Raw genomic sequence first — 13,910 nt, 5'->3', positions numbered from 1 at the left:
CCCCGCCGGCTCGCCCGACCATCCCGCTCCGTGCCCCGCTCGCCCCCCCGAGCGCTGTGGGACCCTCACGGGATGACATGGGATAACATGGGAAAATCCGGGACAGCAAGCGAGAAACGTTGCTTCCGGAAAGATATGCGATTCGAAAAACAACATGAATCGAAATGCTTGCGGCGCGAGACTGCATGCCCTGCTGAAGCGTGGCGAATGAAATCGCGGAATGGTGTGCGCAAGGCGGCGCCAGACGGCCTGTAAGCCGGGTTCTGTCGTGCCCTTGCGGGCACGGACGGCCATTCCTCTGGAGCCCGCATCGCTGCGGGCTTCGCGCGGCCAACCCGGGCGGAAGGGCGGGACCGCCCCTGCGTCAGCGCCTTTCGGCGCCTCGCCGTCCGCCCCTATTCGGCCTTGCTCCCGGTGGGGTTTGCCGTGCCGCCGCCGTTGCCGGAAGCGCGGTGGGCTCTTACCCCACCGTTTCACCCTTGCCCGGCGGGCCGAAGCCGTCCGGGCGGTCTGTTCTCTGTGGCACTTTCCCTGGGGTCGCCCCCGCCGGCCGTTGACCGGCACCGTAGTCCCGTGGAGCCCGGACTTTCCTCCAGCGCGGGATCTCTCCCGCGCCAGCGGCCGCCCGGCCGTCTGACGCCGGGCGCGGTGTGCGCCCGCCCAGGGGCGCGCGTCAAGCCGAGGTCGCGGCCTGCGCGCGCAGCCAGTCCCAGAAGGCCTGCGCCGGGCGGCGCAACGGCCCCGCCGGCTTCGCGAGATGGAAGGCGCGCGGCCCCGGTGCGACGAGCGGATGCGCGTAGACGAGCCGCCCGGACAGCAATTCGCGATCCGCGAGGTCGCCGCGCGCGAGCGCGAGGCCGATGCCCGCGGCCGCCGCTTCGAGCGTCAGTGTGTAGTCGCTGAACACCGTGCCGTTGGCCGGCCGCGGTCCGGTCCAGCCGGCCGCGGCGAGCCAAGCCTCCCAGGTGTCGGCATTGGTGTCGAAGAGCAGCGGCAGGCGCGTCGCGATGGCGCGCACCGACGGCGTGCCGCGCAAGGGAAAGCCGGGCGCGCAGACGGGGCGCAGCGTCTCCGGCAGCAGCCGCTCGGCCTCGAGCCCCGGCCAGGGCGGCACGCCGTAGCGGATCAGGAAATCGAGGCCGCTGCGCCCCGGATCCTGCAATTCGGTCGTCGCGACAAGGTCGACGCGGATCGCGGGATGTGCGCGGGTGAAGGCGGGCAGGCGCGGCAGCAGCCAGCGCGCGGCGAAGGAGGGGACGAGGCCGACACGGACTTCCCCGGCGGCGTCCTGCGCGCGGCGGCGGCGTGGGCTCGCGGCGCGGCGCGTCGCCTCCTCGATGGCGGCGAGCAGCGGGGCGACCTCGGCGTGGTAGCGGAGCGCGAGGGCGGTGGGCTCGGCGCCACGCGGGCCGCGGGCGAAGAGCTCGGCGCCGAGCATCGCCTCCAGCGCCGCGATGTGTCGGCTGATCGCGCCATGCGTCAGGCCGAGCGCGGCGCCGCCGCGTCCGAAGGACCCCGCGCGCAGCGCCGCGTCGAGGGCGCGGAGCTGCTCCATGCTCGGCAGGCGGGTGGGGCGCATAGGTGTGAGTATTCCTCACGTCCGGCGTGATTGCTAGGCGCTTCCGCGAGCCATGCCTTGCGCGCAAGGCTTTTCCCACGGCGTGGACCGCAACCCCCGCGCCGATGGAGAGACCCATGTCCGTCGAGCCCTCTGCCCTGTCGATCCGTGCCGCGAGCGGCCGGCGCGAGACCGCGCCCGGCATCGCGACGCGAGTCTGGCTGGCGCTGGCGGCGATCGTCGAGCGCCATCGCGCGCGCGCCCTGATGACGGAGATGGAAGACCGCATGCTGAAAGACATCGGCATCACGCGCAGCGACATCGACCGCGCCGCGCGTTTCGGGCACGCCAGTCCGGATCCGATCCTGCCGTGGTGGCGTGATCCGGCAAACCGCTAGTCGAGCCTGATCCGCAGCGCCGGCCAGCGCGCGGCCCAGCCCTTGGCGGCGATGCGGGCGAGCATCGCCGCCGGGTCGGCGCGATGGGCCGGCGTTGGGCGCGCGATCATGGCGAAGAGGTCCGCCTCGCCCCAGGGTGCGAGGATCTCGATGCCCGTCGGCCCGAGCCGCGCCGCGACGGCGGTGGCGGTCTCGGGCCAATAGGCGATGGCATCCGCGACGCTCGCGTAGGGGGCATGGCCGTTGCCCCCATGCATCCGCGCCTGGTTCGCGACCGACCAGGGAAGGCCGGGTGCGGCGGCGCGCAGGGCCTGCTCCGAGGCCGCGTCGCGCGCGGCGGTCGGGTCCGTGGCGTCGTAGAAGACCACGTCGATATCGGCGGGGGGGATCGCGTCAGGATCGCGGCCGGAAAGCCGGTCCCAGACGGCGTTTCGCAGCAGGCCGGCGCCGATCCAGGCGCCGCGCGGGCCGTGCGACGCGACGGCGGCGAGCGCCTGCATCACATGCGGCTCGCGCGCGACGAAGCCCGCGAGATCCATCGGCATGTCAGCCGCAGAGCGCGGCGACGGCGGCGATCCGGGCGCGGGTTTCCGCATCCGCGATGCCGTCCGTGCGGTGCTGCAGCCAGTGGCGTTGGAACGCGGTGACGAGCACGGAGAGCGGCAGGTCCGTCCGGTAACCGATGGCGCCGAGCAACGGCTGTGTCTCGGCCTCGGGCGGCGGCGCGGGATCGCGGGCGGGCCAGATGCCGACGCCGTTCCGCGCCAGGCCTTCCCAGTCGAACAATTCCCCCGGGTCCTGCTTGCGGTCCGGCGCGACGTCGCTGTGCGCGACGACGTTGCGCGCCGGGATGGGGTGGCGGGCGAGGATGTCGAGGCAGAGGTCGCAGACGGCGGCCATCTGCAGCGCGGGGAAGGGGCGGTAGCCCCATTCGTGGCCCGGATTGACGATCTCGATGCCGATCGAGCGGCCGTTCAGCGCGGCGTTCCCGCGCCAGTGCGAGATGCCGGCATGGGCGGCGCGGCGATGTTCGGGCACCAGGCGGACGACGGTACCGTCTTCCTCGACGACGTAGTGGGAGGAGACCTTGGCTGCCGGGTCGCGCAGGCGGTCGATGGCTTCCCGGCCGGTCTTCATGCCGGTGTAGTGCAGGATGAGCGTATCAACCGGGACGCCGGCGGGGCGGTCGTCCTGGTTGGGGCTCGAGGCGTCGACGACGCGCAGCGTCAGAGGCCGCGCTCCCGCTTGATGCGGTCCCACGCGGCGTTGATGTCGGCGACCTTCGCGGTGGCGCGCTTCACGAACTCCTCGGGCACGCCGCGGGAGGCGAGGCTGTCGGGGTGGTTCTCCCGCATCAGCTGGCGCCAGGCGGCGCGGATTTCCTCATCCGTCGCGTCGCGCGTCAGGCCGAGGATGCGGTAGGGGTCTTCCACCTGCTGCGCGGTCACGCCGCGCGGCGTGCCGCCCTTGGCGCGTTCCCAGGCCGCGCGGTCGAGGCCGAAGCGCGCATGGATGCCGCGCAGCATGTCGCCCTCGGAGCGCGTCACCGGCCCGTCGGCGCGGGCGATGCGGACCAGGGCGGCGAGCACGTCTTCGAGCATCGCCTTGTTGTCGGCGAAGGCCTCGCCGAGCTTGTCGGCGAAGGATTCCCAGCCGTCCGCGTTTTCGCGCGCCTGGTCGAACAGGCGCCCGACATCGCGCAGCGATTCCTCGGGCACCCGGAACATCTGGCGGAAGGCGTCGATCTCGGCCCGCTTCACCGGGCCGTCGACCTTGGCGAGCTTGGCCGAGAGCACGACGATGGCGAAGGAGAACAGGTTCTCCTTCCCGCCGAGCATGTGGACCATGTCCGCCGCATTGGGCGGGATGCGGGCGCCGCCGGGGCCGGTGCCCTGGTCCGCGGCATGGCCGAGCGCCGCGCCCACCATCGCGCCGAAGGGCCCGCCCATGGCGAAGCCCGCCATGCTGCCCAGGATCTTGCCCCAGAAGCTCATCGTCGCGTCCGTGCTAGCACGCCGCCGCGCCCGCGTCAGGCGCTTCGCGCGGCGTGCGCTGCCGCACGGGCCGCACGGGTCGCCGCACCGCCGCCCCTGACCAGGGTGCGAGCGTTCCGCTAGCGTTGCGAGACCCCGGAGGGAATCGCCCGTCATGCAGCCCTGGCACCTGGCCTTCACGCCCCGCTACATCGCCCTGACCATCGCCGCGGCCGCGAGCCTCGTCTTCCTAGCCGGCCTCGCCACGAATCCCGGCGCCTGGGCCTGGTGGCTGCCGGGGCTTGGGTTGTTCGGGGGGCTGACCGCCCTGGGCGTGCGGGACATCACGCAGACGCGCCACGCGATCCTGCGCAACTACCCGATCGCTGCGCATCTGCGCTTCATCCTCGAGGATATCCGTCCGGAGATGCGGCAGTACTTCTTCGAGGACGAGAAGAAGGGCACGCCCTTCAGCCGCGACCAGCGCGCCGTGGCCTACCAGCGCGCCAAGACACAGCCGGACAAGCGCCCCTTCGGCACGCAGTTCGAGGTCTATGACTGCGGCTATGAATGGCTGCTGCATTCCATCGCCGCGCGACCGGTGCCGTCGGCGGATTTCCGGGTGACGGTGGGCGGGCCGGACTGTGCGCGGCCCTATTCGGCCTCGGTCTTCAACATCTCGGCGATGAGCTTCGGCTCGCTCAGCGCCAATGCCATCCGGGCGCTGAACGAGGGCGCGCGGCGGGGCAATTTCGCCCATGACACCGGGGAGGGCGGGCTGAGCCCGCATCACCTCGCCCCGGGCGGGGACATCATCTGGGAGATCGGGTCGGGCTATTTCGGCGCCCGCACGCCGGAGGGGCGCTTCTCGCCCGAGCGCTTTGCCGAGACGGCGGCGCATCCCCAGGTGAAGATGGTCGAGCTGAAGCTGAGCCAGGGGGCCAAGCCCGGCCATGGCGGCGTGCTGCCGGCGGCGAAGGTGAGCCCCGAGATCTCCGCGACGCGCGGCGTGCCGATGGGCGTCGATTGCATCTCGCCTTCTTCCCACTCCGCCTTCTCGACGCCCATCGGGCTGCTCGAGATGGTCGCGCAGATGCGGCGCCTGTCGGGCGGGAAACCCGCGGGCTTCAAGCTCTGCATCGGGCATCGCTGGGAATTCCTCGCCATCTGCAAGGCCATGCTCGAGACCGGCATCTATCCCGACTTCATCGTGGTGGACGGCAAGGAAGGGGGGACCGGCGCCGCGCCGATGGAGTTCATGGACCACCTCGGCACGCCGCTGCGGGAGGGGCTGGACTTCGTCCACAACGCGCTGGTCGGCATCAATGTCCGCGACCGCATCCGCATCGGGGCGAGCGGCAAGATCGTCACCGCCTTCGACATCGTGCGCGCCACGGCGCTGGGGGCGGATTGGTGCAATGCCGCGCGCGGCTTCATGTTCGCGCTGGGCTGCATCCAGTCCCAGTCCTGCCACACCGATCGCTGCCCGACCGGCGTCGCGACCCAGGATCCCACGCGCCAGCGGGCGCTGGTCATCGCCGACAAGGCGCCGCGGGTGGCGAATTTCCACGCCCAGACGCTGCATGCGCTGGCCGAGCTGGTGGCCGCGGCGGGGCTCGACGCGCCGGGCGAGGTGCGGCGCGAGCACCTGTTCCGCCGCATCTCGGAGCATGAGGTGGCGAGTTTCGCGACGCTCTATCCCCTGCTGCGGCCCGGCGCGCTGCTGGAAGGGACGGACGATCCCCGCTTCGCGGCGGCCTGGGCGATGGCGCGGCCGGACCGTTTCGCCCCGGCCTGAAGCGCCGGTCCGGCTTGTCCTGGGGCGGCCGGGCTCGCATTCTCCGGCCGGCTTTCACGCAAGGACGGGGACCTCATGGCCGGCTGGCAGTTCTGGATCGATCGCGGCGGCACCTTCACCGATATCGTCGCGCGCGACCCGCAGGGGCGGCTGTCCACCCGCAAGCTGCTGTCCGAGAATCCCGAGCGCTACCGGGATGCCGCCGTGGCGGGCATCCGCGAGGTGCTGGGCGTCGCCCCGGGTGCGTCGATCCCGCCCGGCGCGATCGACGCGGTGAAGATGGGCACCACCGTCGCGACCAATGCGCTGCTGGAGCGCAAGGGCGAACGCGTGCTGCTGATCGTCAACCGCGGCTTCGCCGACATGCTGCGCATCGGCAACCAGGCGCGGCCGCGGCTGTTCGACCTCGACGTGCGGCTGCCGGAACTGCTGCATGAGCGCGTGACGGAGGTCGGCGGGCGCGTCGCCGTCGATGGCGCAGAGATCGAGCCGCTGGACGAGGCCGCGGCGCGGGCGGCGCTCAAGGCGGGCTTCGCCGATGGCATCCGCGCCGTCGCCATCGTGATGATGCATGCCTGGGCGCATCCGGCGCATGAGATGCGCCTGGGCGAGATCGCGCGGGAGGAAGGCTTCACCCAGGTCTCGCTCAGCCACCAGGCGAGCCCGCTGCCGCGCATCGTGCCGCGCGGGGATACGACGGTGGTGGATGCGTACCTCTCGCCCGTGCTGCGCCGCTACGTCGACCAGGTGGCATCGGAACTTCCGGGCGTGCGGCTGTACTTCATGCAGTCCAATGGCGGCCTGACCGAGGCCGGGCGCTTCCAGGGCAAGGATGCGATCCTGTCCGGCCCGGCCGGGGGTATCGTCGGCGCGGCGCGCACGGCGGGGATGGGCGGCTTCGAGCGCATCATCGGCTTCGACATGGGCGGCACCTCGACCGACGTCGCGCTCTATGCCGGCGAGTTCGAGCGCGCCTTCGAGACCGAGGTCGCCGGCGTGCGCATGCGCGCACCGATGATGGCGATCAACACGGTGGCGGCCGGCGGCGGGTCGATCCTGCATTTCGACGGGGCGCGGATGCGCGTCGGGCCGGATTCCGCCGGCGCGGTGCCGGGGCCGGCCTGCTACCGGCGCGGCGGGCCGCTCGCGGTGACCGACGCGAACGTCATGGTCGGCAAGATCCAGCCGCGGCATTTCCCGGCGATCTTTGGCCCGGACGGCGACCAGCCGCTGGATGCCGAGGTCGTGCGGGAGAAGTTCACCGCGCTCGCCGCGGAGATCGCGCGCGCGACTGGCACGCCGCAGGACCCGCGCAAGGTCGCGGAAGGCTTCCTGCGCATCGCGGTCGCCAACATGGCGAACGCGATCAAGCAGGTGAGCATCCAGAAGGGCCACGACGCGACGCGCTTCGCGCTGCAATGCTTCGGCGGCGCGGGCGGGCAGCATGCCTGCCTGGTCGCGGATGCGCTGGGGATGGAGACGGTGTTCATCCATCCCTTCGCCGGCGTGCTGTCGGCCTATGGCATGGGCCTCGCCGACCAGGCCGCGATCCGGGAGGGCGCGGTCGAGGCGCCGCTCTCGGCCGAGGGCATGGCGGACCTCGCCGCGCGGCTCGACGCGCTGGCCGGGGAGGGGCGGGCGGAACTGCTCCGGCAGGGGGCCGATCCGGCGCGGCTGCAGGTCGCCCGGCGCCTGCACCTGCGCTACGCCGGCACCGACGCCTTCCTGCCGGTAGCCTTCGGGGACCACGCGACGGTCCTCGCCGATTTCACCGACGCGCATCGCCGCCGCTTCGGCTTCGCGACACCCGAGCGCCCGGTGGTGGTCGAGGCCTGCATCGCCGAGGTCACCATGCCCGGCGAGCAGGTGAACGAAGCCGCGCTGCCCGCGCGTGCCGGCGGCGACGCGCCCGCCGTCATCGACACCGTGCCGCTGTTCACCGAGGGCGCCGAGCACGCAGCACCCGTCTATGACCGCGACACGCTGCATGCCGGCGATCGGCTGAAGGGCCCGGCGCTGATCCGCGAGGCCAATGCGACGACCGTCGTCGAGCCCGGCTGGACCGCCGAGATCACGGCGCGCAACCACCTGGTCCTGCGCCGGACGGAGAAGCGCGCGGCGGCGCGGCTCGCGGATGCCTCGCGGCCCGATCCGGTCATGCTCGAGCTGTTCAACAACCTCTTCATGAATGTCGCCGAGCAGGCGGGCGCGGTGCTGCAGAACACCTCGCTCTCGGTCAACATCAAGGAACGGCTCGACTTCTCCTGCGCGATCTTCGATGCGCAGGGCTTCCTGGTGGCGAATGCGCCGCACGTCCCGGTGCATCTCGGCGCCATGGGCGAAAGCGTGCGGACCGTCATCCGTTCCCGCGGTACGACCCTGAAGCCCGGCGACGTGGTGGCGCTGAACAACCCGTCCAATGGCGGCACGCACCTGCCGGACATCACTGTCATCACCCCCGTCTTCGACGAGGCGGGGCGCGAGATCCTGTTCTTCGTCGGCAGCCGCGGCCATCACGCCGATGTCGGCGGGCTGACGCCCGGCTCGACGCCGCCAGGATCGAAGACGCTCGAGGAGGAAGGCGTCGTCATCGACGATTTCCTGCTGGTCGATGGCGGCAGGATCCGCGAGGCCGAGTTCCGCGCCATCCTCGCCGCCGCGACCTATCCCGCGCGCAGCCCCGACGTGAACGTCGCCGACATCAAGGCGCAGGTGGCGTCCAACGAGAAGGCGGTGCAGGAACTGCAGCGCGCGGTCGCGGAATTCGGCCTCGACACGGTGCGCGCCTACATGCGTCACGTGATGGACAATGCCGAGGAATCCGTCCGTCGCGTGCTGGAACGCCTGCCGGACGGCGCCTTCGCGACCACCATCGACGACGGCACGCCGCTCAGGGTCGCGGTGCGCGTCGACCATGCGAACCGGCGCGCGGTGATCGACTTCACCGGTACCGGCCCGCAGCGGCCGGACAATTTCAACGCGCCCTCCGCCGTGTGCAGGGCCGTGGTGCTCTACTGCTTCCGCTGCCTGGTGGGGGAGGACATCCCCCTCAACGACGGCTGCCTCAAGCCGCTGGAGATCGTGATCCCCGAAGGCACCTTCCTCTCGCCGCGCCCCGGCGCGGCGGTCGTCGCGGGCAACACCGAGGTCTCGCAGATGACCTGCAACGCGGTGCTCGCCGCGCTCGACGCCTGCGCCTCCGCCCAGGCGACGATGAACAACTTCATCTTCGGCGACGCGACCTACCAGTATTACGAGACGATCTGCGGCGGCACCGGCGCCGGCCCCGGCTTCGACGGCACCGGCCCTGTGCAGACGCACATGACCAACACGCGCATGACCGACCCCGAGATCCTGGAACTGCGCTACCCGGTGCGGCTCGAGGAATTCGGGATCCGTCGCGGCTCGGGTGGCGCAGGGCAGTGGCGCGGCGGCGACGGGTCGCGCCGGCGCATCCGCTTCCTCCGCCCGATGGAGGCCGTGATCGTCGCCTCCCGCCGCGACGTGGCGCCGCATGGCCTGCATGGCGGGCGGGACGGCGCGGCCGGGCGGCAATGGGTGGAACGGGCGGATGGCGCGGTGCAGGTGCTGAAGGGCAGCGACCGCGCCTCCCTGCAACCCGGCGACGTCTTCGGGCTGGAGACGCCGGGCGGCGGCGGCTGGGGGCCGCCCGCCGGGTGAGCCGTCGCGCGCTCCTGCTGCTGCTGGCCCTGCCGGCGGCGCTGCTCGCGCTCGCCTGGTTCGGGCCGCGGATGCTCGACTGGGAGGCGCAGCGGATGCGCGTCGCGGCGATCGTCGAGGCCCGGCTCGGCCGGCCGGTCGGGCTTGGCGGTCCGCTGCGCGTCACGCTGCTGCCGCAGCCGATGGTCGAGGCGTCGCGCGTGCATGTCGGCACGCCGGACGGGGAGGGGCTCGGCATCACGGCGCGGGCGCTGCGGCTGCGGCTCGGGCTGCTGCCGCTGCTGTTCGGGCGGTTCGAACCGCGCGACCTGGTGCTGGTCGGCGCCGACATCCGCCTGCCCTGGCCGCCCGAGACCATCGGCGCGCTGCGCCCGCCGCCCTGGCTGACCGATTTCGACGCGAGCATCGAATCGAGCCGCGTCTCCGTGGGCGGCGCGGTGTTCGAAGGCGTGGCGGCGCGGCTCGCCGCACCCGGCCCGCTCGACGCCGTGCGCATCGAAGGCAGCTTCACCTGGCGCAGCGCGCCGGTGCGCTTCGAGGCGGTGGTCGGGCGGCCCGGCTACGATGGTGTCGCGACGCTCGACGTCGTGCTGGGCGTGACGGGGGCCTCGGCCTCGGCGCGCGGGGTGCTGGTCGCCGAGGGTGGCTTCGAGGGGCGGGTCGAGGCTTCGGGGAGCGATATCGCGACGCTGTTCGCCGCACCGTCGGGCGCCTTCCGCGCGACGGGGCGGCTCGCGGTAACGGGGGAACTCGCGGCCGCGGACGACCTCGCCCTCGACATCGCGGGCGTCACCGGGCGCGGGGCGGCGACCTTCCGCTTCGCGCCGGAACCGCGGCTCGACGTCGCGCTGGCCTTGGCGCGGCTTGATCTCGATGCCTGGGTCGCGGCGTTGCGGCGCGCGCCGCAGCCGCCAATCCCGGTGGGTCTCGACCTGTCGGCCGAGGTCGCGGCCTTCCATGGCGCGACGCTGCGCGGCCTGCGCGGCGGCGTGATGCGGGAGGGCGATCGTCTCGTCCTGTCCAACGTTTCGGCCATGCTGCCCGGCGAGGCGCAGCTCATCGCCGCGGGCAGCGCGCAGGGCGGCAGGCTGGAACTGTCGGGGCAGGCGAGCGGGGCGAGCCTGCGCGCCACGCTCGCCGCCTTCGGCGTGCCGGTGGACCGCTTCGCCGCGACGCGCCTGCGCGCCTTCGAGGCGACCGGGCGGGTGGCGCTGGACGCGGCGCAACTCTCGGTGCCGGAACTCGCGGGCATGGTCGATGGCGCGCGGCTGAGCGGGGCAGGCGTGCTGCGCTTCGGCGCGCGGCCGGTGCTGGCGGCGGGGCTGACCTTCGACCGGCTCGACCTCGACGGGCTGCTGCCGGAACGCCTCGCGCCGCTCGAGGCGCTGCGCGCGCCGCCGGGCTTCGACGCAAATCTGCGCCTCGCGGCCGAGACCATCGCCTGGGCCGGGATCCGCGCCGAGCGCGCGAGCCTCGATGCCGCGGTGGAGCAGGGCCGGGTGACGATCCGCCGCGCCGCCGCGCGGCTGGGGGAGGACGATGTGAGCCTCGCTGGCACCGCCGCCTTCGGCGCGACGCCGCGCTTCACCGACGTCACGCTCGATCTCGGCGGCGGGACGGCAAGCGGCGTGGCTCAGGCGCTGCTGCCGAATGCCGGGCTGCCGGATGCGTTGCTCGCCCAGCCGCTGCGGTTGCGCCTGACCGGCACCGGGCCGTCGGATGCGCTCGCGGTGACGACGGAAGGCGAGCTCGGCGAATTGCGCGTGGCGGGGCAGGGGACGCTGGTCCTGGGGCAGGGGCGGGGCAGCGGGTCGCTGACCTTGCGCCATCCGGGGGCGCCGCGCCTCGTCTCCCTGCTGGGCTTGGCGGAGCCGCCGGCGTGGATGGGCGAGGGATCGCTGTCCATGGTCGCCGCGCTCAACGTGGCGCCGGGCAGCCTGGCTGCGGAGAACATGGAACTGGTCGCCGGCGGGCTTCGCGCGCGGGGGCAGTTGGCCCTGGCGCTGGACGGCGCGCGGCCGCGCCTGACCGGGCGCATCGTGGCGGACCGGCTGCCGCTGCCCGGCGTGCCGGGGCGCGAGGCGCCGCCGCTGGTGGTCGCACCGGTCGGCCGGGTCGATGCGGATGTCGCGATCGAGGCGGCCGAGGTCGTCATTCCCGACCTGCCGGTGCTGCAGGCGGTCACGGGCCGGCTGACCGTCGAGGACGGCAAGGCCGCGCTGGACGGGCTCCGCGCGGGCCTCGGCGGCGGGACGCTGGAAGGGCGGCTCGCGCTCGACGCGGTGGCGCAGCCGCCGGTCTTCTCGGGGTCCCTGGGGCTGAGCGGGGCGACGTTGACCGGGCCGCTGTTCGGCACGCCCTTCGACGTCACCTCGGGCCAGGTCGAGGCGCAGGGGCGCTTCACTGCCAGCGGGCACGGCGCGGCGGCGCTGCTGTCGACGCTGACCGGGGAAGGGCGCTTCGGGCTGGCCAACGGCGTGTTGGGGGGCGTCGCGCTGGCGGGGGCCGCGGCCGCCGCCGCGCGCGACGATGCCGCGGCGGCCGAGCAGGGCGTGCGCGAGGCGCTGGAGGGCGGGGCGACGGCCCTCGATCGCCTGACCGGCGGCTGGCGGGCGGCGGATGGGCAAGTCGCGCTGGAAGGCGTCGGCTTCGCGGCCGAAGGCGGGGCGACGGGCGCGATCGAGGGGCGGATCGACATCACGCGCGGCGCGCTCGACCTGCGTTTCGCGGTGCAGCCGCCGGGCGAGGGCGCGCCGCCGATCGCGCTGCGCGTCACGGGACCGGCGGAGGCGCCGCGGCGCCAGCCCGAGGTGGCGCCCTGGGCGCGGTGGCGGGCGGAGCGCTGAGGGTTCCGGCGGCGGCGGCGCTACGGTTCTCGCGAGGCCAGGGCGAAGACGCGCAGCGTGCTCGCGAGCGGCGCGCCGTCCTCGGCCCGCACCGCGTCGCGTTCCGCGACGAGCGCGGCGAGGCTGAGCCCGCGCTTGTCCGCGATCGCCTCGAGCGCCGCCCAGAAGGCCGGTTCGAGGGCGACCGAGGTGCGGTGGCCGGCGAGGCTGAAGGACCGCTTGGCGAGGTGCGGCTTCACCCGCCGCCCTCCAGCCGGCCTCCGGGACGCAGCATCTCCTCCGCCCGGACCCAGCGGTCGAAATCCTCGGGCGCGACGTGGCCGAGCTGGTGGGCCGCGTCCTTGAGGGTGAGGTCCTCGGCCAGCGCCTTCTTCGCGATCGCGACCGCCTTGTCGTAGCCGATGCGCGGGTTGAGCGCGGTGACGAGCATGAGCGACTTCGCCACTTGGTCGGCGATGCGCGCGCGGTTCGGCGTGAGCTTTGCGACCATGTGCGTCGCGAAGGACCGCGCGGCGTCGCCGAGCAGATGCGCGCTTTCCAGCACGGCCTCGATGATCACCGGTTTGAAGACGTTCAGTTCGAGATGCCCTTGCGCGCCGGCGAAGGTGACGGTGGTCTGGTTCCCCATGACGCGGGCGCAGACCATGGTCAGCGCCTCGGCCTGGGTCGGGTTGGTCTTGCCCGGCATGATGCTGCTCGACAGGCCGTCGGCCGGCACGATCAGCTCGCCGAAGCCGCCGCGCGGGCCCGAGCCGAGCAGGCGGATGTCGTTGGCGATCTTGGTGAGCGAGACCGCGAGCGTGTTCATCGCCCCGTGCAGTTCGACAAAGGCGTCGTGCGCGGCCATGCCTTCCGACTTGTCGGGGTTGGGGGCGTAGGCTTCCCCGGTGCGAGCGGCGACGATGGCGCAGAACACCTCGTCGAACGCGGGGTGGCGGTTGAGGCCGGTGCCGGCGGCGGTGCCGCCCTGGGGCAGCAGCAGCAGGCGCGGGATGGCGCCGGCGACGCGGGCGATGCCGTTCTCGACCTGGCGGGCCCAGGTGGCGAATTCGCCGCCCAGCGTGACCGGCACCGCATCCATCATGTGGGTGCGGCCGAGCTTCACGATGTCGGCGTATTCGACGGCCTTTGCCGTCAGCGCGGCGTGCAGGGCGGCAAGGCCGGGCAGCAGGCGGTGGCGCACCGCATGGACGGCGGCGAGGTGCATCACCGTCGGGAAGGAATCGTTCGACGATTGGCCGCGGTTGACGTGGTCGTTCGGATGGATCGGCGTCCGCGTGCCGAGCGGCTGGCCGAGCATCTCATTGGCGCGGTTCGAGATGACCTCGTTCGCGTTCATGTTGGTCTGGGTCCCGGAGCCGGTCTGCCAGACGGGCAGGGGGAAGTCGGCGTCGCGACGGCCGTCGATGATCTCCTCGGCCGCGGCCTTGATGGGTTCGGCGATCGCCTCGGGCAATTCGCCGAGGCGGCGGTTGGCCTCCGCCGCGGCCCATTTCTGCAGGCCGGTCGCGCGGATAACGGCGGGGTCCAGGCGTGCATCGCCGATGCGGAACAGCGCGCGGGCGCGTTCCGTCTGCGGACCCCAGTAGCGATCCGCCGGGATCTCGATGGTGCCGAGGCTGTCGGTTTCGGTGCGCGTCGTGGTCATGACGCGTA

10 protein-coding genes and 1 other RNA gene are annotated in these 13,910 nt (G+C 73.1%); 4 read left to right on the top strand and 7 right to left on the bottom strand.

All coding sequences use genetic code 11. The features are described 5' to 3' along the window. Nucleotides 1–236 precede the first annotated feature (236 nt). An RNA gene (rnpB, locus tag GWK15_RS06190) (RNase P RNA component class A) lies at nt 237–637 on the bottom strand. 36 nt (nt 638–673) lie between these two features. Continuing rightward, complete coding sequence (locus GWK15_RS06185) at nt 674–1,579, bottom strand: LysR substrate-binding domain-containing protein (protein ID WP_168040085.1); 906 nt, start codon at nt 1,577–1,579, stop codon at nt 674–676. Nucleotides 1,580–1,695: 116 nt separating this feature from the next. Here GWK15_RS06185 and GWK15_RS06180 point away from each other — a divergent pair, with 116 nt between their 5' ends. Further along, nucleotides 1,696–1,956 (top strand): DUF1127 domain-containing protein, encoded by a 261-nt coding sequence (locus tag GWK15_RS06180; protein WP_168040083.1) that lies wholly within the window; start codon nt 1,696–1,698, stop codon nt 1,954–1,956. Here GWK15_RS06180 and GWK15_RS06175 read toward each other — a convergent pair. Genes GWK15_RS06175 through GWK15_RS06165 form a run of 3 tightly spaced genes read right to left on the bottom strand, consistent with a single transcriptional unit; the run spans nt 1,953 to nt 3,950 of the window. Further along, nucleotides 1,953–2,501 carry a nucleotidyltransferase family protein gene (locus GWK15_RS06175; protein ID WP_168040081.1) on the bottom strand — a complete coding sequence of 183 codons (549 nt, stop codon included), beginning with the start codon at nt 2,499–2,501 and terminating at the stop codon, nt 1,953–1,955. The two genes, GWK15_RS06180 and GWK15_RS06175, sit on opposite strands and share 4 nt — an antisense overlap. A gap of 1 nt (nt 2,502) precedes the next feature. Then, nucleotides 2,503–3,216 carry an N-acetylmuramoyl-L-alanine amidase gene (locus GWK15_RS06170; protein WP_338147200.1) on the bottom strand — a complete coding sequence of 238 codons (714 nt, stop codon included), beginning with the start codon at nt 3,214–3,216 and terminating at the stop codon, nt 2,503–2,505. Continuing rightward, nucleotides 3,183–3,950 carry a TerB family tellurite resistance protein gene (locus GWK15_RS06165; RefSeq protein WP_168040079.1) on the bottom strand — a complete coding sequence of 256 codons (768 nt, stop codon included), beginning with the start codon at nt 3,948–3,950 and terminating at the stop codon, nt 3,183–3,185. Before GWK15_RS06165 ends, GWK15_RS06170 begins: the two co-directional genes overlap by 34 nt. A 154-nt stretch (nt 3,951–4,104) precedes the next feature. Between GWK15_RS06165 and GWK15_RS06160 the strand changes: the two genes are divergently transcribed. From GWK15_RS06160 to GWK15_RS26530, 3 genes are all read left to right on the top strand, one after another. Next, the gene (locus GWK15_RS06160; RefSeq protein ID WP_168040077.1) at nt 4,105–5,727 is read left to right on the top strand and encodes an FMN-binding glutamate synthase family protein; all 1,623 of its coding nucleotides are present in this window, start codon (nt 4,105–4,107) and stop codon (nt 5,725–5,727) included. A gap of 75 nt (nt 5,728–5,802) precedes the next feature. Further along, a complete protein-coding gene (locus GWK15_RS06155) occupies nt 5,803–9,408 on the top strand; it encodes a hydantoinase B/oxoprolinase family protein (RefSeq protein ID WP_168040075.1) in 3,606 nt (1,201 codons plus the stop codon). Next, nucleotides 9,405–12,254, top strand: a complete 2,850-nt coding sequence (locus GWK15_RS26530; RefSeq protein WP_168040073.1) for an AsmA family protein — start codon at nt 9,405–9,407, stop codon at nt 12,252–12,254. Before GWK15_RS06155 ends, GWK15_RS26530 begins: the two co-directional genes overlap by 4 nt. A gap of 20 nt (nt 12,255–12,274) precedes the next feature. Here GWK15_RS26530 and GWK15_RS06145 read toward each other — a convergent pair whose 3' ends face one another. Further along, entirely contained in the window at nt 12,275–12,493 is a 219-nt protein-coding gene (locus GWK15_RS06145) for a ribbon-helix-helix domain-containing protein (RefSeq protein WP_168040071.1), read from the bottom strand. Further along, nucleotides 12,490–13,902, bottom strand: coding sequence for a class II fumarate hydratase (locus GWK15_RS06140; protein ID WP_168040069.1), 1,413 nt, complete (start codon nt 13,900–13,902; stop codon nt 12,490–12,492). The genes GWK15_RS06145 and GWK15_RS06140 overlap by 4 nt, the downstream gene beginning before the upstream one ends. Between the last annotated feature and the right edge of the window lie 8 nt (nt 13,903–13,910).

This window comes from Neoroseomonas oryzicola (genome assembly GCF_012163135.1).
Lineage (GTDB): Bacteria > Pseudomonadota > Alphaproteobacteria > Acetobacterales > Acetobacteraceae > Neoroseomonas > Neoroseomonas oryzicola.
Note: the sequence above shows the minus strand (reverse complement) of the source record. Positions and strands in the feature narration are given on the sequence as shown.